Genomic DNA, 18,391 nt, shown 5'->3' with positions numbered 1-18,391 from the left:
CTAAAGTATGATCACGGCTCATAAGTCAGCCTCCATAGCCAGGGCATCAGCCAACCCAGAAAGAATAGTGAGTACGGCATCAACCATATCCGGCGCTTTTCCGTCATCTGTCGTCATCGAATGAAGCCAAACAGTCAATACTGTTTCTGCCTGCTGTATGCGGCACATCACTTCCTGAAGGCTTAATTGCTGGATCATTGGCAACCCTCCAGTACATGGGCAGCGGTGTCATGCGCCACTTCCATAAGCTCAAAACGTAACTCTGACTCTTTACCGTCTTTCGTCATAAACATGGCGGCAGATAACAGGCTTTTAATTTTGCTCAGTGCGTCTAAAGCATCGTTATTGTTCTTCTGGCTCACTTCACTGCCTCCAGTCCGGGGATTGTTATCTGAATTAGTGCGGTAATACGTTTGATAGCTGGGCGTAATACCTTCAACTCACGTTTGCGCTGGCTCATTTCTGCGCTGCCGTGCTTCCCGTGTCGCCAGTGGGATTTATGCTCGGCTGCTGCCAGTAGGTTCTGCGCTTCACTCAGGGGCATGGCTTCCAGTTCCTGAATGCTCGGAATGAGTACAGGCCGAATGTCGGAGAAGTGCGGGTTAGGCCGAAAGTAGGCCTCTACCAGTTGTTCTTGAACCTGCCACGCTAAATCATCGTTAAAGGGTTTTGTAAGCAGCAGATACCCCAGCTCGGTGATAACAATCCCGTGGCTTGATTTAATGGGGAATAGGTCACTAACTATCCAGCGACGTTTAATGTCGGTGGATGCCTTCCCCTTTAACTCGGTACGTTTAACGTACCCAGTGACTTTTATTTCTTCGCGGATCTGCTCGGCGTTTAGCTCAACGTAATGCTTGCCTTTGGTGAAGCGGTCACGGTGACGGCGAAAGGCTGCGGAGGCTGTACCGTTTGGGCGCTGGTGCGCCTCGTCAATCATGGCAAAGGTCACAACGCGCTGGCCTTTGTACTCCACCAGTGGCAGGTTGCTGTTGCTCAGGGTAATGGCGTTCATACCCGAACCTCCCGCGTATAGTTGATACGGATATGAGTAAATCCTTCCTGCTGCGCCCGGCTCATTGCGTGGGCCGTAGCGTGTTTAACGTCAGAGGAAACGATTTGGTAGGCGATCCCCACGGTCAGGCCGCGCTTATTGACGGCATAGCCGCGCACATCAAAGTGATTACGCATTGCTAACCCCCTGGCGAATACGGCCGGCAAAGAAGCAAACGTGATCTTTTGCCAGCGTCCGGCGGGCTTCGCGCTCTGTCGCGGCGGCGATATGGTAGATTGTGGCCTTAACGGTCGGACAGCCACGGCGAACTGCGGCGATAATCCAGACGAATGACACAGCGTCAGCGCCTGAATTTTGGGTGAGCGAGTGCCGCCCTTGTGCGGGTGTGATATTCTGCATTACAGCTTCCTCGATACTTTCGCTATCGGTGGTTGTTAGATGCCCTGCCAGTGTTCCACCACTGCGGGGCATTGTTTTTTGTATCATGTGATAGTAATGTGTCATCACACATATATACATTACTATCGGTGTAGCTAACGTGTCAACACACAAGAATGAACGTAGAGGCAATCCACCATTCCAATTCAGGCTTGATCCTGAACTCAGGGAATTGATGGAAGCTGCCCAACAACAGGACGGGGACGAATCCCTGGCTGCTTGGATTAAGCGGATTATCCGAAAAGAGTTACAATCTCGCGGCATTGAACCAAAAGGCTGATTAGTAGTTAACGAGGCAAAGTAATTGAAGTTCAGAAGTAAGTTTTTAGTTGTATGCCTTGTGGCAGTTGTATACTCGACCTGCCACCTTCTGTTCCTGAAAAGGAATACTGGCAGTCTTTGTAGTGAGAATGGTTCAGAAATGTGTTCTGCTAAGCGCTGAGCATTAATCCTGCTAAGAAAGGCAGCCAGAGTCTGATAACTATTGGCTGTAGTCGAAAGGGCAACGCTCGCAACGTTGCTCTTTTTTTTGCCCTTAGCAAAAGTATTCTCTCGCGTGGTGATGTCCGAAAAACCTTCCCCGCATCGCGGTGTAGATACCCGGATTACGGGTATGTAAGGCTCGAACATCGGACAAATATTTGGCTGATGAATGTCAGGTTTTGTTAGGTTCTCAACCATAACAATTGATAACAGGCCAGCCAGTGACAGGGCATTACTCTGGACGGCAATCATCAGTCACCTCCACATACTCAGCTTTGAATTTCTCCAGCGGCTGCTGGCATGGATGCGGGTAACCTTCACGCATAAACACAACACAACCCGCACTCATTCCCATAGGCGCGACAATGTGGCCATGTGAGTCTCTGAAGCGGCGTTTTGGCTTTTGTGGGGTCATCAGTGAACCTCCGGCAATTGCGGCTGGTACTTGCGCCATAACTCAGCTTCTTCGGCGATTAACCGGGCTTTCTCACCTTTGCAGGCTTGCAGGTCTTTACCGCGCTTACTGGCCTTTTTGTCATAGGCTGCCTGGCGTTTACTGTGATCATTCAGGAACGCGAACGGGACGCCATAGGAGCCGGTTTTGCGGATAGATGGGATCACTTCACGGAACACCCAGTTGGTGAAGCCGTGGGCGAATGTGCCGGGAATCGTTGCTTTACGGCTGCGGGAAATCAGCTTGTAGAAACCTGACTCCTGAACTGTCCGCATGTGCTGGTTGCCGCCAGGGGTAGGTATTAAATACTCCCCCTTTTCATCGTCATCCAGGCGGCGTAAGGCAACTAAGTGATCTGCCATTTCCAACGCATCACAAATATCTTTAGCAATAAACCACGGCTCACCGCTGATATTCACAATTCGAATGGTTTTCCCTTCGAATCTGATGACTGAAATATGGTCTTCACTGGCAGGATTAATATTGCTAAATCCATACTCAGACTGAGGGGCGGCCTCAGAAGTTAATCTGATATTTTTCATTTTTCAGGCTCCGTTATTTCAGGTCGGCAGTGTCCGGGAACTGGTTAATAAGCTGCTGCGAATATTCGGCCGGCAGGTGACATTCTCCACGCTCAGTACGCCAACGGTTTACCAGGACAACGGCCCGGGCTGCGGCCTTACGGTCAGCAATCCGGTAGCTGGTAAAGTTGGTGCTGTACCCGTGACGTGAAACGTATTTGACCGGTTCGCCAGATACATCAACGCCATACTGATTACGGAGTTTGGCAACGTCAGTATGTAAGCAGGTGGTGTAGAATTGTTTACCTGTGCCGTTCTTCTCAAAATCCTCAAACGTGCGCGCGTTGGTGTCCAGTGCGGTGATCCCGTCTGGGTGGGTCAGCATATAGAGACTGAATGTTTCAGCTTTGTAAGGCGGCTTGATATCCATCGGATCGGGTGTAGAATCAACTATGCGAATATCTGAATCAGCCACCTGTGCCGGGTGGTTTTTTCTTTTCATCAGATTGCCTCCTTCCGCTTTGCCAGCCAGTTATTAATCTCAACCGCATCAAAAGCAGTGATTTTTTCTCCCAGCTTCACGGGTTGCGGCATAGTTTTTGCCTTTACCCAGCGGTCTACTGTGGCAACGTGAACCCCTAGCGCGTCAGCCAGGCGGAAACGGCGGATATATCCGGTCTGTGGTAGTGCAAAGGATGGCTGGTGGCTTGTGGCGTGGTGTGTAGTCATAAGTCCCCTAACTTGGTGATGCCGCGATATGCGGCGTTAGGGGTAATTTAACTGTATACACATACATTGGTAAGTCAGCGTATTTTTACTATACAGGCATAGTAGCTTTACTATTATGCTTTGGGACCATTCAGGGCTTCTCTCAATTTGTTAATGATTACATCCCTGTTTGTAATCATTAGAGGCGGTATCTCATCCTTGCGTTTCAATATGCAATCAGCCCATTTTTCGGCGCTGATTTCTTTCTTTCCGCCTCTACATTCTTCTGGATACTTAGAAAGGAGGTTAATGGCTGATTTTAGTAACCCTTCTCGGTTGGCGGCGTGTCTTTCTGTGTTCATGTGTATTTTTTCCACAATCTTCTGCCGTGGGGGCTCTGAATCCCTGATATATATATTAGGCATGTCGCATAGGTCACCATTGTGCGATAAAATTCGGCGAACTTCTGCTGCGGTGATCCATAGGTCATTTTCAGCTATATCGACAACATCCAATTTATATTCAAAATTATCTTCTTCTTCAAATTCTTCAAGGTAAGGAATGTCTTTATAATTTTTAGCCATAGGGATTAAAAACAGGCTTGGTGCGCTTTCTTCTTTTTCGTAAACACCAAGTGATTGACCAGAGACATCTGCTTTACCACGATTAATTATTTCTGTTATTACCGTTAATTGTGGAACCCATAATCCGTACGCTCTCCCTGTGAAGCTATCAGATGTATCATCACAGACTGTTCCGTCAGCATATACGGTTTTACTAAATAGGGGGTTGAAAATTGGATCATTACTCTCATCGTCGTAAGAAATCCGGTCAATAGAGAAGGATGTATGCTTTGATATTTTTTTTGCCATTGCCATTACAGAATGGTCGCTATCTAATGATGAAAACCATTTAGTTAAATAGGGTACAGATCCTACAAGGTGAAGTCTGGAAAACATGCCCTCCAGTCTTAGACATAAGGTTATTTTTCCGGTAACCGCCAGAGTAAGTAAGTCCTCTGTGGTAACGCCTAGAAAATCAGCGGCCCTTTTAATGCGACAAAATACAAATGGTATTCTCTTATCTTCGTTTCCCATCACGTCACCTATAACGTTAAACCTAAAAAGGGATTGAGCCAGGCGGTAGGTTTGCCGCTTTTCGCCCCGTCGGGCTAGACTCAATCTGCTCTGCTACTTCGCCTTTCTAATCGGCGTCACGTTGTATTCTGAGCCAGTCTCTAATGCCACCAGCAAGGCCGCCCACTGGGTTAATGCTACCCGGCGTTCGTCATAGTATTGATGCCGGTTATAGATGCCCTCAACGCCTTTTATGCGGTGATTCAGGCATCTTTCGGCGACTACCGGATCTACGCCCAGCGCAGCAAGGTGAGTCCTCGCTGTGCGCCGGAAGTCGTGAATAGTGAAGTTTGGCACATCCGGTAGTTCAGCCCGGACTTTTGCCAGCGCTACCGGCAGGGTTGATTCCTGAATGTGGGGGATCATCCTGTTTTGCATCTTCCTGGCAGGCAGCACCCATTTACTATTACATGAAAAGGTGTGTAATTCCCTCAGCCATTCAACGGCAGGCGGAGGCAGCGGTATATCAATGGCGTCACCATTTTTACTGCGTTCTTCCGGCAGGTGCCAGACGGCTTTATCTAAATCGAATTCCTGCCACTGTGCGGCGCATAACTCCATCTTACGAACACATAAGGCCAGCAATAGCTTGAATGTGATTTCATTCTGACGACTGAACCCTTTGGCATTTCTCATGCCCTGGAATAGCCGTATCAGCTCGTCACGGGTCAGCCACCGGTCACGGCTTACTTCTTTCCCACCAGCGTCTGACACCTCAAAGGCGGAGCACGGGTTAATCTCCAGCGCATGACGTTTGATGCCGTAATCGAATATGCGGCGTGTCCAGCGTAGAACGTCCGTTGCTATGGTCGGCGCTCCCCGGTCTACGATAGCCTTCAGCATGTCATCAATATGGCGGGGTTTAACGTCCTCAACCTTCATATTGCCGATATGGGGATTAATATCTTTGTCGATGCGGCGGCGAAGGATGTCCGGGTGCTTCCAGCGGTTGAGTATCTGGCGTTCAAAATATTCTGCCGCCAGGTCAGATACCCGCATTGCGTTTTTCTCGGCTTCCATCTTTGCCAGTGCTTCGGCTTTGCGCTCCTGCTTCTCTCCGGCTACGTCATAACCCAGCGACACCCGGGCGGATAGCTCTTTTGCTGTCTCCCTGGCCTTTGATAGTGATAATTCGGCATATGAACCAATCATCATGGCTCGGGACTTCCCTGCAAATTTATACCGGAATCGCCAGACAGGAGTCTGGTAGTTCTCACGGTAGGAAAGATAAAGTCCGTTACCGTCAGATTTACCCTCAAACCTCTCCCCGGCCTTTATCCATGCGCGGATCTGCATGTCTGTTAGTTTTGGCATTTGCGAATACCTGAGTATTAAAATGGGGGTGTACACCTAACTGAGTACACCTGATGCTATAGGTACACCCAGGTGTACACTTTAATCATGCGCTTTGTTGCGTCTTTATGATAGCCCATGATAACAAAAAACCCCGACACGATGCGGGGTTTGTGGTTTTAATGCTGGTGGGTGATCTGCTGTGATAGCTTACTCGATATTCTGGATCTGCTCACGCATCTGCTCGATCAGCACTTTCAGTTCGATCGCGGATGCGGTGATATCGGCATTGATAGATTTCGACCCCAGGGTGTTAGATTCGCGGTTGAATTCCTGCATCATAAAATCGAGACGACGTCCGACGGCCTCTTTCTTCTTCAGTATGTTGTAGGTTTCTTTGACATGAGCCTCCAGTCGGTCCAGTTCCTCTGCCACATCAATACGCTGTGCCATCATCACAAGTTCCTGTTCAAGGCGGTTATTTTCCAGCTGGATTTCGGCTTCTTCCAGCTTCGCTATCAGGCGTTCGCGTTGCCATTGCATAACTTCCGGCATATGGGCACGTACTTTAACTACCTGCTCAGACACACCCTCCAGCCGCTGTTCAATCATTGTCTGCAGCGCCTGACCTTCAGTTTCGCGGGCAGTGATGAAATCATCCAGTGCCAGTTCCAGCGCGGCCATCAGTTGCTGGTTGATACTGTCCAGATCCTGCTCTGCGGCAGCCATCACCCCAGGCCAGCGTAGAATATCGACAGGGTTAATACTGCCTTCATCAGCCTGCAGTTTTACCCAGTTGGCCGATTGGATCAGCTGTTTTGCCAGCGCTTCGTTCAGAATCAGTTCCGACTGTGCGCCCTGGCTGGCATCAAAACGTAATGCACATTCAATTTTTCCACGGGTCAGGCGATGGCGGATACGTTCGCGAATCATTGGTTCCAGGCTACGAAACTGTTCCGGCAGGCGCATATAGGTTTCAAGATAGCGCTGATTTACCGAGCGAAGCTCCCAGGAGGCGCTGCCCCAGTCACCTTTAACTTCACGGCGGGCATAGGCTGTCATACTGCGGATCATATCGGTTACTCATTTTTACCAGGTTATGGTGCGATTATAGCGGCGGTACTGTATCGAGGACAGGATTAACCACAATAAACGCTATGATTTAAGATAAATAATTTAAATATTAATAAGTTATGGTTTTTTAACGCGGATTAATCAACCCAAAATACACGTTATCCGCTGAAATTTCCCACCACAGTCCGGCTCCCGGGAACATCGGGTTACTGAAGGTGAGATATTAACGATAAATATTCCAAATCTGTCATTAATTATTCCAGAGAATTACAGAGTTTCATACGTGTTTATGGAAGTTGGTGAACAGATAATAGCTGACTGAGTGATTATACAGTGGACGCTATACCAGTAATCATAACTATTAAATTTTCTGTTTCTTTACAGGTTTCCCGGACTGGTTGAGGAATAAATAAATCCATTGGTAGCCAGTCGTCAATATAAATCACAGGAAGTGTCAGGCCATGCTTACTAAGCAGTTTTCCCGGGCAGAAGACCACTTAAACAGTAAAATAAACAGGGTGCAGTATAATTACCTTGCTGTCTGTGGCTATGAAGTATTCCGGGTGTTTTTCGATTATATGGTATAAATCCGATGTTTATATCGGGTTTATATTTAACTTTTTTATGAAGTGTCATAAGTTAATCGCTTGCAGACTTTTTATTTTTTTCTGATGTGTAAATATCTTGTTTTCTGTTTTTTTTAAGGGTTATATTTTAATGATGCTATTTGTGTTTCAGGAGAAATAACGAGTGGCTTATTGATTATTATCAATGTTTATGCGATGTTGATTAATGAAAATGCGCGGTGAATTTAATTTGAAATGTCATGACACCTGATAGTCTAAAGTGTCATGGATGATTTAACTCTGCATGTAATTAACTCACGCTGATTTGGCATGCCTGGGTTTGGAGATGAAATGGATAACATCGATACTGTAGTCAGGGAATTTTCCCCCGGGAAGAAAATTTCTTATTTTAATAAAAAAATCATAAAGAGCCCGGGGAATGATGTTGAAGGTATTTTTCCCGCAAATGATGCGTCTAAAGACAGGGAATGGCCTACTTTTTTCCTTTCCCTGACTGGTGTTGATCTTCCCTGGCCTGATAAACAGGCGTCAACGTGGTTTCCCGTTGACGGTTTGGAACGACACCGCATCATTGAGGATAAATCCTTTAATTCTGTTGTCGGGTTAAATAGTTGTGCTTTGAATAAGCTTAAAAATAGCTACCCCTGGTATTTTCTGATTACTGGAGTTTGACGATGAGGGATTTCGTGGGGCGTAATGGACTGTGGATTAAATTGATTAACGTCAGGGTGCTATTTTGAGTTTATGTCTAATCAAAAACAACAGATGTCGTTTTATGCTTGGTTTTCTTATTTTTACCCTGACCGGCTGTGATGTTCGGAGTAGTTTAACTTTTAACGGTTATTCATATGGTGATTTTATTTATCTTTCTAATTTTTCGACAGAGGAAATAGAAGCGGTTTATGTAAAAAAAGGGCAGCACGTCAGTAAAGGCCAGCCCTTGTTAAAAATGGATACTTATAATCTTCAAAACACAATGAATATCGCGGAAAGAAATTATCTTTCTGAGCAGGCATTGTTGACTGATTTAATGTCAGGAGAAAGGCCCGAAGAGTTGAATGTGATAAGAGCACAACTTGAACGGGCCATATCAGCAGCCAGTCTGGCAAAAAGTCAGTTATCTCGCTATCAGAAACTTTACTCAACACAGGTTATTTCGGCCGAAGAGTGGCAACGAGCCAGCAATGATTACAGCCAGAAGACAGCGAGTGCCAGAGAACTACAACATCAGCTGGAAGCCAGACAATTACCCGCAAGACAATCTCAGATCAGTCATCAGCAATTGCGGGTGGAATCGGCTAATCTGCAACGGGATAAAGCTATCAGGGACATACAGCAAAGTACGCTTTTTGCCCCACAAGAGGCAATAGTATTCGATACCCTGTATCTGCCAGGAGAGAGGCCAACAGCCGGACAGCCTGTGATCAGCCTGCTTCCTGACGGTAATCTCAAAATTCGCTTTTATATTCCTGAACCACAACTGGGGCGTATAAGCGTAGGGATGAAGGTTAGCTTACATTGCGACGGATGCCCACGGACTTTCACTGGTCGGGTTAATTACATTAGTCCGCAGACAGAATATACCCCACCGGTGATATACAGTACGGTCCGCCGGGAGAAATTAATCTATATGGCTGAAGCGATACCGGAGTCTGTTAAGCCCGGAGAGATTAAAGTGGGTCAGCCTTTTGAGGTGGAGCTCGTACCTGATGAATGACTGGTGCATAGATGTTGAAGGGCTGAATAAACACTTCGGAGACCAGCACGTTGTTAAGGACCTTTCGTTGCAAATCGGCAAAGGGGAAATCTATGGTTTTCTGGGGCCCAATGGTAGCGGAAAGACGACTTCGATACGCATGATGTGTGGGTTAATGACCCCGGATTCTGGTCTGGGGCATTGTCTGGGTTATGACATTTTCACGCAGCGGGATGATATTAAAAAACGTATAGGTTATATGACCCAGTATTTCTCCATGTGGGGTGCTCTCACTGTCCGGGAAAATCTCTTATTTATTGCACGATTACATAATTTAAAACCGGCCAGGCAATATGTGGACAAAACGCTGTCGGAGATGGGGCTGTCATCACGCCAGAATCAGCTGGCGAAAGATCTGTCAGGGGGATGGAAGCAGCGTCTGGCTCTGGCCGCCAGTATGATCCATCAACCCGGATTATTATTTCTCGATGAGCCAACCGCCGGGGTCGATCCTAAATCCCGCAGGGATTTCTGGCAGATACTCCACTGGTTGTCAGACAGAGGGATATCTATTCTGGTCAGTACTCATTACATGGATGAAGCTGAGCGCTGTCACCAACTGGCTTACCTTGCGTACGGGAAGCTATTAGCGCACGGAACCGCACAATCTATTATTGATGCTCAGAAGCTGACAACGATTAGCATTTCAGGCCAGGGACTGACGTCCCTGGAAGCGAAATTACGTTGTTTCCCGGAGATCCAACAAACCGTTATTTTCGGGAGAACTTTGCACGTGACTTCATCGGATAACAACAATCTCGCCCGGATTCTCAGCAAGGTGGTCCCTGATGGTTATGGTATTCAGGAGGTTGGAACCACTCTCGAAGATGCTTTCTCTCATCTGATGAAACCACTACATGATTAAGATAAAAATTCCATTTTCTTTCACACGCTGGTTAGCCGTGGTAATGAAAGAGTTGCATGAGCTGCGTCGCGATAAAGTGAGTATCGGAATGGTTTTTCTGACCCCTTTACTTCAGCTGATCATTCTGGGATATGCCGTCAATATGGATCCGCACAGAATACCTTCAGCATTGATTAACTATGATTCCGGACAGTTGAGTAAGGTTTTTATCAGTAGTGTACAAAACACGGATTATTTCTCATTTCAGTCCTATCCGTCGGCTGAAGAAGCAAGAAATGCATTTGTCCGGGGAAACATTCTTTTTATGGTAACGATTCCCGAAGGGTTTACACGGAAAATTTTGCGCGGAGAAAAACCCCAATTGCTGGTTCAAGGTGACGCTATTGATCCTCTGGCTATTGGCAATGCGTTAAGTGCACTTAGCCAGGTCGCAGGTTCAATGTTTCAGTACGACTTACCTGAATCTCTGCGGAACCTGCAGCAGGAGAATACCTTTGAACTGGTTATCCAGCGGATGTTTAATCCTGAAGGGATAACCCGGTTTAACACGATTCCCGGGATTATTGGCTCAATACTGAGTACTACCCTGATTTTGATGACTGCACTGGCCATTACCCGGGAACGTGAGAGTGGGGCGATGGAAAATTTATTAATTTCTCCGGTAACAGCGCCTGAAGTGATACTCGGGAAAATCACACCGTATGTGCTGGTGGGTGGATTTCAGTCGCTAATGATTCTGTGGTTTGCGGTTTATCTGTTTAATATCCCAGTACTTGGTAGTTTTTCTCTGCTGTTCCTGGTGTTGGTTATTTATATTTTCCTGTGCCTTTGTATCGGGATAATGATTTCAAGTGTGGCTAAAAATCAGCTTCAGGCATTACAACTGTCGTCGTTTTACTTTATTCCTTCGGTAATGTTGTCCGGATTTATCAGCCCGTTTATCAGTATGCCTGTATGGGCACAAATGGTGGGTTCCTGCTTACCGCTGACCTATTTCATCCGTTTAATCAAAGCGGTTATGTTGAAGGGATATACCATGGCTGAACTTTTGCCGGAGTTGTTGTCACTGGCTGTTATTGGAGGTCTGGTGATATTAATTAGTTTACACAGTTATCGCAAAACTCTGGACTGATCACCGCGACCATAGGCATTCGCTGGTGAAATCCGTATAATGCGCAGCCAGTTAATAGCAGCCGGAGATACATCATGCGTCCAGCAGGCCGTAGCGCGAACCAGGTTCGCCCAGTTACCCTGACCCGTCACTATACCAAACACGCTGAAGGCTCAGTGCTGGTTGAATTTGGTGAAACCAAAGTACTTTGCACTGCGACAATTGAGGAAAGCGTACCGCGTTTTCTGAAAGGTAAAGGCCAGGGATGGGTCACTGCAGAATATGGCATGTTGCCACGCTCAACCCACAGTCGGATGGCCAGAGAAGCGGCCAAAGGTAAGCAGGGCGGCCGGACTCTGGAAATTCAACGCCTGATTGCCCGTTCATTACGGGCAGCGGTCGATCTTCAGGCACTCGGTGAGTACACCATTACGCTGGATTGTGACGTTATTCAGGCGGATGGCGGAACCCGTACAGCGTCTATTACCGGCGCCTGCGTGGCGTTGGCCGATGCACTTAACTCACTGGTAGCTGAAGGTAAACTGAAGTCCAGCCCGATGAAAGGGATGGTAGCCGCAATCTCTGTCGGGATTGTTGACGGAGAAGCCGTCTGTGATCTGGAATATGTCGAAGATTCTGCCGCAGATACCGATATGAATGTCGTGATGATGGAAGACGGCAGAATGATCGAGGTTCAGGGAACAGCGGAAGGCGCACCTTTTAGCCATGAAGAGTTGCTGAGTTTGCTGGCACTGGCCCGCGGTGGCATCGATACCCTGATTGACGCGCAGAAAGCCGCGTTAGCTAACTGATTTTCCAGGCGACCTGCGGGTCGCTTTTTTATGTGAGGAATAAAAATGAAACCGTGGCAGCGTCAGTTTATCGAGTTTGCATTAAATAAGCAGGTCCTGAAGTTTGGCGAATTTACATTGAAATCCGGACGCCAGAGCCCTTATTTCTTCAATGCAGGGCTGTTTAATACCGGACGTGATTTAGCTCTGCTGGGACGTTTTTACGCGCAGGCGCTGACAGATTCAGCCATCGATTTTGATCTGTTGTTCGGACCCGCCTACAAAGGTATCCCGATTGCGACGACGACCGCCGTTGCTCTGGCTGACCACCATGACAGAGATGTTCCTTATTGCTTTAACCGCAAAGAAGCGAAGGATCACGGGGAAGGTGGTTTGCTGGTCGGAAGCCCGTTGCAGGGGCGCATTATGCTGGTGGATGATGTGATCACCGCAGGTACTGCTATTCGTGAATCCATGGAAATTATAGCGGCAAATAAAGCGACACTCGCGGGTGTATTAATCTCGCTGGACCGTCAGGAACGCGGACGGGGTGAGCTCTCTGCTATTCAGGAAGTTGAGCGGGATTACCAGTGCAAAGTCATCTCCATCATTACCCTGAAGGACCTGATAAGCTATCTGGAAGAAAAACCTGAAATGGCTAATCATCTGGCGTCTGTCAGAGCCTATCAGCAACAATATGGTGTCTGATATTTACCAGCAACAGCGGGCTTCTGCCCGCTGAATTACTGCAGTTGAAGTGCCAGCAAAGGCCAGCGGGTATCGAAGTCGGCGGTCGGCCGAAAGCGGAATTCTGAGCGCACATAGCGTGACAGTAAACCTTCGCAAAAAGCCAGTAACTGACTTGCCAGCAGGGTTTCATCGGTTCTGAAACCTTCACCTTCACGCAATTTTTTCTCGCGCATGACCAGACGAAGCTGCACTTCTATCCTTTCGAACAACTGATTAATCCTGTCCTGCAGGCGATCCTGTTCAAACATTAATGCATGGCCGGTCAGGATGCGGGTCAGCCCCGGATTACGCTCACCAAATCCCAGAATAAGTTGCACGATCAGCTTTAAACGCGTGAGCGTCTCTTTTTCGTCATTCAGGATAAGATTGATGCGGGTAATCAGACTGTCTTCAATAAATTCGATCAGACTGTCAAACATTTTGGTTTTGCTGGGAAAGTGCCGATACAGTGCCGCTTCTGATACCCCGACATTAGCTGCCAGCTTGGCTGTGGTGATGCGTTGGCTGCCATCGCCTGACTCGAGCATCTGTGCCAGTGCCTGCAAAATTTCTTCACGACGATTCCGTTTCGTGTTCTTTTTTTCTGCCATGACCTTAAAGACCCCTGAAAATCACCTTAAAAATGCTGTACCTGTTACTGATCGCGCATATATGGGTTAACAGCATCTTCCTGCATTGCTACCCATGCACACAAAAGTTCCGGCCACTATCGTCACAGGACGACAGGCCGGAAGATGGAAAGGTACAGAAGCTGATGCTGATTAATTACTGCCGGCCGGAATGGCCAAAACCACCTTCACCACGATCTGTGGTAGTAAACTCTTCGACCAGATTAAATTCTGCCTGGACTACCGGGACAAACACCAACTGTGCGATTCTGTCACCCGGCTCAATGGTAAAAGACTGCTCGCTGCGGTTCCAGGCAGAAACCATCAGAGGTCCCTGATAGTCAGAATCAATCAGCCCGACGAGATTTCCCAAAACAATCCCGTGTTTATGGCCCAGACCAGAACGTGGCAGAATAACAGCAGCCAGTTGTGGATCGGCGATATAAATCGCGAGCCCGGTAGGGATGAGCCGGGTCTCACCGGCAGCAAGAACCAAAGGTTCATCAAGACAGGCACGTAAATCCAGACCGGCGGATCCGCTGGTGGCATAGGCTGGCAGTGGAAACTCTTTTCCAACCCGGGGGTCAAGGATCTTAATGTCTATTTTTTTCATCATAAAGGCGGACTATCTCGTCTAATAATTGCTGGCCAAGGAGCTGTTTATCGCTAAGCGGTAACATTTTATCTCCCTCCTGCCAGAAAAGGTGAAGCGCATTTTTATCGCTGTTAAACCCTTGTTCCGACAGCGATACATCGTTTGCGCAGATTAAATCCAGCTGTTTTCGTATTCTTTTCTGCCGGGCGTATTCTTCCACATTACGGGTTTCAGCCGCAAATCCGACCACATAAGGGCGGTTTTCTGACAGTGCGGCTACCCCTGCAACAATATCCGGATTTTTGATCAGTTGAAGGGTCAGTGAATCATCACTTTCCCCCTGTTTTTTCATCTTTTCACTGGCAATCATCGCCGCGCGATAGTCGGCTACGGCTGCGCTGCCGATGAAAATGTGCTGGTCGTGGATAGCAGACATGACCTCATGCTGCATTTCAAGCGCAGTAGTCACATCGATGCGTTTAACGCCAACAGGGGTAGGCAATGATACCGGACCGGTTACCAGAGTGACCGTGGCACCACGGGATTTTGCCGCTTCAGCAATAGCGAAGCCCATTTTGCCGGAACTGTGATTCGTCAGGAACCGGACAGGATCCAGTGGCTCCCGGGTCGGACCCGCAGTGATCATAATTTTCAGATGTTGCAGGTCTGTGACAGGCACAGCCAGACGAATAGCATGGCGAACGATCTCTTCCGGGTCAAGCATTCTTCCGGGTCCGACGTCACCACAAGCCTGGCTGCCGCTGTCTGGCCCCCAGACGGCTATCCCGAACTTTTCCAGTTTACTGATATTGTCACCGGTAATTGGGGAACGGTACATTTGCTGATTCATCGCCGGTACAATGGCCACCGGAGCCGCGGTTGCCAGGCACGCTGTCGTCACCAAATCATTTGCCATTCCGTGGCTGATACGTGCAATGATATCTGCTGTCGCGGGGGCGATAATCACCATGTCAGCCCATTTCGCCAGTTCGATATGGCCCATGGCGGCTTCCGCAGCAGGGTCCAGCAGATTGTTGAAGACCGGATAACCGCTCACAGCCTGCAGGCTCAATGGAGTAATAAACTCTCTGGCCGCATCGGTCATCATTACTCTGACATCGGCTCCGCGGTCACGCAGGCGGCGCACCAGCTCCGGTGTTTTATAAGCAGCAATGCCACCGCTGACCCCCAGCAGAATTTTTTTACCGTCTAATTCCATCATTAACGCCTCATTTGTTGAGTCTGGTGCCGTGAACTCTGGCCCGACCCTGACATTTTATCATAATCGCCGTCCGGCAAAACTGCCATTGCACCTGGCAGCTATTCAGCTTTGCTTCTTGCCGACAGAGAAATGTGCAGGTATCCGGTAACAGGATGAAGGTCCTCGTAAATCTGTCAGCGGTGATGTGATGACGGTTGAATGCGGCTTTCACTGTAATAGAAAAGGCCCTTCAGGGCCGTGATAATGAAGTCTGTTCAGGGAGAGAAAAATTATGGAACAGTTACGACCCAGAGAGAAGTTAATCAGGCACGGCGCCGAAGTATTAACCGATACCGAATTACTGGCCATCTTCCTGCGTACCGGTTTGGCCGGTATGGGAGTGATGGCATTGTCAGAAATGCTACTTAAGCAATTTGGCTCGTTGTATGCACTGATGAGCGCAGGAGAAGATGATTACCTGGCAGTGCGTGGTATCGGAAAGGCCAAAATGACGCAACTGCAGGCGGTGGCAGAATTAGGACGGCGTTACTTTCAGGCTCAGATGGAAGCCGGAAATTTATTGGAAAGCCCGCAGATTACCCTCAATTATCTGTCCAGTCAGTTGGCTCATCAGGAACGTGAGATTTTTGTGGTAATCTTTCTGGATAATCAGCATCGGGTACTGTCAGTACAAAAGATGTTTTCGGGTTCTCTGAGTTCTGTGGAAGTCCATCCCCGGGAAATCGCCAGAGAAGCACTGAAATTCAATGCCGCGGCATTAATTCTGGCGCATAATCACCCGTCCGGTCATGCTGAGCCGAGCCTTGCTGATAAGGAAGTGACCGGACAAATTCAGAATGTCTGTATGTTACTGAACATCCGGCTTTTAGATCATCTGGTGATAGGTAAAGGACAGTATGTATCCTTCGCCGAACGTGGCTGGTTGTAGTATGAAAAATAGCCGCTCAATGCGGTTTCCGGGTGAATGCAATCATTTTTTAATCGATCCCGGGAGATCTTTATCTGTTCGGGACTTGAGCGTTTGAGCCACAGAGCGTATACTACGCCACCTTTGAGAATCTCGGGTTTGGCGTTTAGGCCTGCTCAGCGGGTTCACATAGAACTCGCCTGGATGGGTTAAAAGCCTGACGAGGCGGCCAGAACCTAAGTACAAAGCTCGAGCTGATTTGATTTTTGGAGATATGACATGTCACGAGTCTGCCAAGTAACTGGCAAGCGCCCGGTGAGCGGAAACAACCGTTCCCACGCACTGAACGCGACGAAACGCCGTTTCCTGCCTAACCTGCACTCACACCGTTTTTGGGTTGAGAGCGAAAAGCGTTTTGTTACCCTGCGTGTATCTGCTAAAGGTATGCGTGTAATTGATAAGAAGGGCATTGATTCTGTATTAACAGATATGCGTGCCCGCGGTGAGAAGTACTAAGGAACTAAATCATGGCTAAAGGTATTCGTGAGAAGATCAAGCTGGTTTCTTCTGCTGGTACAGGTCACTTCTATACCACTACGAAGAACAAACGTACTAAACCAGAGAAACTGGAACTGAAAAAGTTCGATCCGGTTGTACGTCAGCACGTAGTATACAAAGAAGCCAAAATTAAGTAATTTTGGTATTCTGAAAAAACCCGGCTTCGGCCGGGTTTTTTGTTTTCCGGGACTGCCAGCCATTACCGACGTTAAGGAGCTGTGATGCCTGAATTACCTGAAGTTGAAACCAGTCGCCGTGGTATAGAGCCACATCTGGTCGGTGCCACGGTATTGCACGCAGTGGTGCGTAATGCACGGTTACGCTGGCCAGTGTCGCCGGAAATATTGTCTCTGAGTGATCAGCCGGTGTTAAGCGTGCAGAGACGGGCTAAATATCTGCTGCTGGAACTGCCACAGGGATGGATTATCATCCATCTGGGGATGTCAGGTAGCCTGAGAGTACTGGCGGAAGAACTACCGGCAGAAAAGCATGACCATGTTGATCTGGTTTTAAGTAATGGAAAAGTGCTGCGTTATACCGATCCCAGGCGTTTTGGGGCCTGGTTATGGGAAACAGATTTAGTCGCCAGTCGCGTGCTTTCACATTTGGGGCCTGAACCTCTGAGTGATGAGTTTTCTGCACAGTGGCTGCAGGACAAATCGCAGCGTAAACGTATTCCTGTCAAACAATGGTTGATGGATAACAAGCTGGTGGTTGGGGTCGGGAATATCTATGCCAGTGAATCGTTGTTTGCTGCAGGAATTCTGCCCGACAGGCTGGCCTGCCAGCTTAGTGATGAAGATGCGCAACGACTGGTGAAATGTATTAAGCAGGTACTGCAACGTTCAATCGAACAGGGTGGCACGACCTTACGGGATTTTTTGCAAAGCGATGGCAAGCCCGGATATTTTGCTCAGGAACTTCAGGTGTATGGGCGGGCAGGCGAACCGTGTCGGCATTGTGGTACGGTTATTCAGAGTGGCAGACACGCGCAACGCAGTACTTACTGGTGCCCTCACTGTCAGAAATGATATCTCATGGGGCCAGTTTGACCAGCAATGCCTGACAAACCTGCCCTGTGACAAAACCGGAAACATCCCCGCCATGACGGGCAACTTCTTTGACCAGCGACGATGAGACAAATGCGTAGGCTTCCGCAGGTATCATAAATACGCTTTCCAGTCCGGGCAGCAGATGATTATTCATCTGCGCCAGCTGTCGCTCATAATCAAAATCTGACACCGAGCGTACACCCCGAATTAAAACGTTCGCTTGCTGCTGCCTGGCAAAATTCGCCATCAAATCGCCAAACCCAAGCACCGTGACATTCGACAGATGCGAAGTCGCCTGTTGCGCCAGATCAATCCGTTCATCAAGGCTAAACATGGGCTGTTTGGTGTTGTTACGGGCAATGGCCAGGATTACCTGATCGAACAATCTGGCAGCACGGGTAACAATATCCAGGTGCCCTAATGTCAGTGGATCGAATGTTCCTGGATAAATGGCTCGGGTTGTCATA

The 18,391-nt window shown here is 48.2% G+C and carries 27 protein-coding genes; 11 read left to right on the top strand and 16 right to left on the bottom strand.

Annotated elements, in window-relative coordinates; genetic code table 11:
• Nucleotides 1-18: 18 nt before the first annotated feature.
• From HA49_RS18360 to HA49_RS21905, 5 genes are read right to left on the bottom strand one after another with little or no spacing between them, the layout of a single operon-like run.
• Nucleotides 19-198 carry a hypothetical protein gene (locus HA49_RS18360; protein WP_038016081.1) on the bottom strand — a complete coding sequence of 60 codons (180 nt, stop codon included), beginning with the start codon at nt 196-198 and terminating at the stop codon, nt 19-21.
• Entirely contained in the window at nt 195-362 is a 168-nt protein-coding gene (locus tag HA49_RS21540) for a hypothetical protein (RefSeq protein WP_156994692.1), read from the bottom strand. Before HA49_RS21540 ends, HA49_RS18360 begins: the two co-directional genes overlap by 4 nt.
• Nucleotides 359-1,015: an ORF6N domain-containing protein gene (locus HA49_RS18355; protein WP_038016077.1), complete on the bottom strand. Its 657-nt coding sequence runs from the start codon at nt 1,013-1,015 to the stop codon at nt 359-361. Before HA49_RS18355 ends, HA49_RS21540 begins: the two co-directional genes overlap by 4 nt.
• A complete protein-coding gene (locus tag HA49_RS18350; RefSeq protein WP_038016064.1) occupies nt 1,012-1,191 on the bottom strand; it encodes a hypothetical protein in 180 nt (59 codons plus the stop codon). Before HA49_RS18350 ends, HA49_RS18355 begins: the two co-directional genes overlap by 4 nt.
• The gene (locus HA49_RS21905) at nt 1,184-1,414 is read right to left on the bottom strand and encodes a host cell division inhibitor Icd-like protein (protein ID WP_072055961.1); all 231 of its coding nucleotides are present in this window, start codon (nt 1,412-1,414) and stop codon (nt 1,184-1,186) included. Before HA49_RS21905 ends, HA49_RS18350 begins: the two co-directional genes overlap by 8 nt.
• 139 nt (nt 1,415-1,553) lie before the next feature.
• Between HA49_RS21905 and HA49_RS21900 the strand changes: the two genes are divergently transcribed.
• Complete coding sequence (locus HA49_RS21900; protein WP_038016061.1) at nt 1,554-1,733, top strand: YlcI/YnfO family protein; 180 nt, start codon at nt 1,554-1,556, stop codon at nt 1,731-1,733.
• Nucleotides 1,734-2,168: 435 nt separating this feature from the next.
• Here HA49_RS21900 and HA49_RS18335 read toward each other — a convergent pair whose 3' ends face one another.
• From HA49_RS18335 to HA49_RS18305, 7 genes are all read right to left on the bottom strand, one after another.
• Nucleotides 2,169-2,390 carry a DUF4222 domain-containing protein gene (locus HA49_RS18335; RefSeq protein ID WP_245610236.1) on the bottom strand — a complete coding sequence of 74 codons (222 nt, stop codon included), beginning with the start codon at nt 2,388-2,390 and terminating at the stop codon, nt 2,169-2,171.
• Entirely contained in the window at nt 2,351-2,932 is a 582-nt protein-coding gene (locus HA49_RS18330) for a BRO-N domain-containing protein (RefSeq protein ID WP_038016055.1), read from the bottom strand. Before HA49_RS18330 ends, HA49_RS18335 begins: the two co-directional genes overlap by 40 nt.
• A gap of 13 nt (nt 2,933-2,945) precedes the next feature.
• Complete coding sequence (locus tag HA49_RS18325; protein ID WP_038016053.1) at nt 2,946-3,413, bottom strand: hypothetical protein; 468 nt, start codon at nt 3,411-3,413, stop codon at nt 2,946-2,948.
• Entirely contained in the window at nt 3,413-3,640 is a 228-nt protein-coding gene (locus HA49_RS18320) for a helix-turn-helix transcriptional regulator (protein ID WP_046791909.1), read from the bottom strand. The genes HA49_RS18325 and HA49_RS18320 overlap by 1 nt, the downstream gene beginning before the upstream one ends.
• Nucleotides 3,641-3,753: 113 nt before the next feature.
• Nucleotides 3,754-4,716 (bottom strand): hypothetical protein, encoded by a 963-nt coding sequence (locus tag HA49_RS20695; RefSeq protein WP_052752550.1) that lies wholly within the window; start codon nt 4,714-4,716, stop codon nt 3,754-3,756.
• Nucleotides 4,717-4,809: 93 nt separating this feature from the next.
• Nucleotides 4,810-6,069, bottom strand: a complete 1,260-nt coding sequence (locus tag HA49_RS18310; protein WP_038016052.1) for a tyrosine-type recombinase/integrase — start codon at nt 6,067-6,069, stop codon at nt 4,810-4,812.
• A 189-nt stretch (nt 6,070-6,258) separates the two neighbouring features.
• Nucleotides 6,259-7,122 carry a YicC/YloC family endoribonuclease gene (locus tag HA49_RS18305; RefSeq protein ID WP_038016049.1) on the bottom strand — a complete coding sequence of 288 codons (864 nt, stop codon included), beginning with the start codon at nt 7,120-7,122 and terminating at the stop codon, nt 6,259-6,261.
• 917 nt (nt 7,123-8,039) lie between these two features.
• On the opposite strand from HA49_RS18305, the gene HA49_RS18300 reads away from it, so the two are divergent.
• From HA49_RS18300 to pyrE, 6 genes are all read left to right on the top strand, one after another.
• The gene (locus HA49_RS18300; protein ID WP_156994691.1) at nt 8,040-8,381 is read left to right on the top strand and encodes a hypothetical protein; all 342 of its coding nucleotides are present in this window, start codon (nt 8,040-8,042) and stop codon (nt 8,379-8,381) included.
• Between the two features lie 103 nt (nt 8,382-8,484).
• Nucleotides 8,485-9,426: an HlyD family secretion protein gene (locus tag HA49_RS18295; protein ID WP_038016043.1), complete on the top strand. Its 942-nt coding sequence runs from the start codon at nt 8,485-8,487 to the stop codon at nt 9,424-9,426.
• The gene (locus tag HA49_RS18290; protein ID WP_038016040.1) at nt 9,419-10,330 is read left to right on the top strand and encodes an ABC transporter ATP-binding protein; all 912 of its coding nucleotides are present in this window, start codon (nt 9,419-9,421) and stop codon (nt 10,328-10,330) included. The genes HA49_RS18295 and HA49_RS18290 overlap by 8 nt, the downstream gene beginning before the upstream one ends.
• On the top strand, nt 10,323-11,462 hold the full coding sequence (locus HA49_RS18285) for an ABC transporter permease (protein WP_038016038.1): 1,140 nt from the start codon (nt 10,323-10,325) through the stop codon (nt 11,460-11,462). Before HA49_RS18290 ends, HA49_RS18285 begins: the two co-directional genes overlap by 8 nt.
• Nucleotides 11,463-11,536: 74 nt before the next feature.
• The gene (gene rph, locus HA49_RS18280) at nt 11,537-12,253 is read left to right on the top strand and encodes a ribonuclease PH (protein ID WP_038016035.1); all 717 of its coding nucleotides are present in this window, start codon (nt 11,537-11,539) and stop codon (nt 12,251-12,253) included.
• A gap of 45 nt (nt 12,254-12,298) precedes the next feature.
• The gene (gene pyrE / locus HA49_RS18275; protein ID WP_038016033.1) at nt 12,299-12,940 is read left to right on the top strand and encodes an orotate phosphoribosyltransferase; all 642 of its coding nucleotides are present in this window, start codon (nt 12,299-12,301) and stop codon (nt 12,938-12,940) included.
• A gap of 35 nt (nt 12,941-12,975) precedes the next feature.
• Here the strand turns inward: pyrE and slmA are convergent, their stop codons facing one another.
• The 3 genes from slmA to coaBC all read right to left on the bottom strand — a co-directional run bounded on the left by slmA (nt 12,976) and on the right by coaBC (nt 15,407).
• Nucleotides 12,976-13,572 (bottom strand): nucleoid occlusion factor SlmA, encoded by a 597-nt coding sequence (gene slmA, locus HA49_RS18270; RefSeq protein ID WP_038016030.1) that lies wholly within the window; start codon nt 13,570-13,572, stop codon nt 12,976-12,978.
• 175 nt (nt 13,573-13,747) lie between these two features.
• The gene (dut, locus tag HA49_RS18265; RefSeq protein ID WP_038016028.1) at nt 13,748-14,206 is read right to left on the bottom strand and encodes a dUTP diphosphatase; all 459 of its coding nucleotides are present in this window, start codon (nt 14,204-14,206) and stop codon (nt 13,748-13,750) included.
• Nucleotides 14,184-15,407 (bottom strand): bifunctional phosphopantothenoylcysteine decarboxylase/phosphopantothenate--cysteine ligase CoaBC, encoded by a 1,224-nt coding sequence (coaBC, locus tag HA49_RS18260; protein WP_038016025.1) that lies wholly within the window; start codon nt 15,405-15,407, stop codon nt 14,184-14,186. The genes dut and coaBC overlap by 23 nt, the downstream gene beginning before the upstream one ends.
• A 271-nt stretch (nt 15,408-15,678) precedes the next feature.
• Here coaBC and radC point away from each other — a divergent pair, with 271 nt between their 5' ends.
• From radC to mutM, 4 genes are all read left to right on the top strand, one after another.
• Nucleotides 15,679-16,335: a RadC family protein gene (gene radC, locus HA49_RS18255; protein ID WP_038016022.1), complete on the top strand. Its 657-nt coding sequence runs from the start codon at nt 15,679-15,681 to the stop codon at nt 16,333-16,335.
• A 258-nt stretch (nt 16,336-16,593) separates the two neighbouring features.
• Nucleotides 16,594-16,830, top strand: a complete 237-nt coding sequence (rpmB, locus tag HA49_RS18250; RefSeq protein WP_038016020.1) for a 50S ribosomal protein L28 — start codon at nt 16,594-16,596, stop codon at nt 16,828-16,830.
• Between the two features lie 11 nt (nt 16,831-16,841).
• A complete protein-coding gene (gene rpmG, locus HA49_RS18245) occupies nt 16,842-17,009 on the top strand; it encodes a 50S ribosomal protein L33 (RefSeq protein ID WP_002436700.1) in 168 nt (55 codons plus the stop codon).
• Nucleotides 17,010-17,093: 84 nt separating this feature from the next.
• A complete protein-coding gene (gene mutM, locus HA49_RS18240) occupies nt 17,094-17,903 on the top strand; it encodes a bifunctional DNA-formamidopyrimidine glycosylase/DNA-(apurinic or apyrimidinic site) lyase (RefSeq protein WP_038016017.1) in 810 nt (269 codons plus the stop codon).
• A gap of 4 nt (nt 17,904-17,907) precedes the next feature.
• On the opposite strand, the gene coaD is transcribed toward mutM, so the two are convergent.
• Nucleotides 17,908-18,390 (bottom strand): pantetheine-phosphate adenylyltransferase, encoded by a 483-nt coding sequence (coaD, locus tag HA49_RS18235; RefSeq protein WP_038016015.1) that lies wholly within the window; start codon nt 18,388-18,390, stop codon nt 17,908-17,910.
• Between the last annotated feature and the right edge of the window lies 1 nt (nt 18,391).

Origin of the sequence: Tatumella morbirosei, from assembly GCF_000757425.2 — a bacterium.
GTDB lineage: Bacteria > Pseudomonadota > Gammaproteobacteria > Enterobacterales > Enterobacteriaceae > Tatumella > Tatumella morbirosei.
This window is presented reverse-complemented; position numbering and strand designations above follow the sequence as displayed.

Excerpts from the sequence above, each read along its gene's own strand:
- HA49_RS18360 (WP_038016081.1), bottom strand. The coding sequence starts at position 198 with ATGATCCAGCAATTAAGCCTTCAGGAAGTGATGTGCCGCATACAGCAG.
- HA49_RS18355 (WP_038016077.1), bottom strand. The coding sequence starts at position 1,015 with ATGAACGCCATTACCCTGAGCAACAGCAACCTGCCACTGGTGGAGTAC.
- HA49_RS18350 (WP_038016064.1), bottom strand. The coding sequence starts at position 1,191 with ATGCGTAATCACTTTGATGTGCGCGGCTATGCCGTCAATAAGCGCGGC.
- HA49_RS21905 (WP_072055961.1), bottom strand. The coding sequence starts at position 1,414 with ATGCAGAATATCACACCCGCACAAGGGCGGCACTCGCTCACCCAAAAT.
- HA49_RS18335 (WP_245610236.1), bottom strand. The coding sequence starts at position 2,390 with ATGGCGCAAGTACCAGCCGCAATTGCCGGAGGTTCACTGATGACCCCA.
- HA49_RS18330 (WP_038016055.1), bottom strand. The coding sequence starts at position 2,932 with ATGAAAAATATCAGATTAACTTCTGAGGCCGCCCCTCAGTCTGAGTAT.
- HA49_RS18325 (WP_038016053.1), bottom strand. The coding sequence starts at position 3,413 with ATGAAAAGAAAAAACCACCCGGCACAGGTGGCTGATTCAGATATTCGC.
- HA49_RS18320 (WP_046791909.1), bottom strand. The coding sequence starts at position 3,640 with ATGACTACACACCACGCCACAAGCCACCAGCCATCCTTTGCACTACCA.
- HA49_RS20695 (WP_052752550.1), bottom strand. The coding sequence starts at position 4,716 with ATGGGAAACGAAGATAAGAGAATACCATTTGTATTTTGTCGCATTAAA.
- HA49_RS18310 (WP_038016052.1), bottom strand. The coding sequence starts at position 6,069 with ATGCCAAAACTAACAGACATGCAGATCCGCGCATGGATAAAGGCCGGG.
- HA49_RS18305 (WP_038016049.1), bottom strand. The coding sequence starts at position 7,122 with ATGATCCGCAGTATGACAGCCTATGCCCGCCGTGAAGTTAAAGGTGAC.
- HA49_RS18300 (WP_156994691.1), top strand. The coding sequence starts at position 8,040 with ATGGATAACATCGATACTGTAGTCAGGGAATTTTCCCCCGGGAAGAAA.
- HA49_RS18295 (WP_038016043.1), top strand. The coding sequence starts at position 8,485 with ATGCTTGGTTTTCTTATTTTTACCCTGACCGGCTGTGATGTTCGGAGT.
- HA49_RS18290 (WP_038016040.1), top strand. The coding sequence starts at position 9,419 with ATGAATGACTGGTGCATAGATGTTGAAGGGCTGAATAAACACTTCGGA.
- HA49_RS18285 (WP_038016038.1), top strand. The coding sequence starts at position 10,323 with ATGATTAAGATAAAAATTCCATTTTCTTTCACACGCTGGTTAGCCGTG.
- rph (WP_038016035.1), top strand. The coding sequence starts at position 11,537 with ATGCGTCCAGCAGGCCGTAGCGCGAACCAGGTTCGCCCAGTTACCCTG.
- pyrE (WP_038016033.1), top strand. The coding sequence starts at position 12,299 with ATGAAACCGTGGCAGCGTCAGTTTATCGAGTTTGCATTAAATAAGCAG.
- slmA (WP_038016030.1), bottom strand. The coding sequence starts at position 13,572 with ATGGCAGAAAAAAAGAACACGAAACGGAATCGTCGTGAAGAAATTTTG.
- dut (WP_038016028.1), bottom strand. The coding sequence starts at position 14,206 with ATGATGAAAAAAATAGACATTAAGATCCTTGACCCCCGGGTTGGAAAA.
- coaBC (WP_038016025.1), bottom strand. The coding sequence starts at position 15,407 with ATGATGGAATTAGACGGTAAAAAAATTCTGCTGGGGGTCAGCGGTGGC.
- radC (WP_038016022.1), top strand. The coding sequence starts at position 15,679 with ATGGAACAGTTACGACCCAGAGAGAAGTTAATCAGGCACGGCGCCGAA.
- rpmB (WP_038016020.1), top strand. The coding sequence starts at position 16,594 with ATGTCACGAGTCTGCCAAGTAACTGGCAAGCGCCCGGTGAGCGGAAAC.
- rpmG (WP_002436700.1), top strand. The coding sequence starts at position 16,842 with ATGGCTAAAGGTATTCGTGAGAAGATCAAGCTGGTTTCTTCTGCTGGT.
- mutM (WP_038016017.1), top strand. The coding sequence starts at position 17,094 with ATGCCTGAATTACCTGAAGTTGAAACCAGTCGCCGTGGTATAGAGCCA.
- coaD (WP_038016015.1), bottom strand. The coding sequence starts at position 18,390 with ATGACAACCCGAGCCATTTATCCAGGAACATTCGATCCACTGACATTA.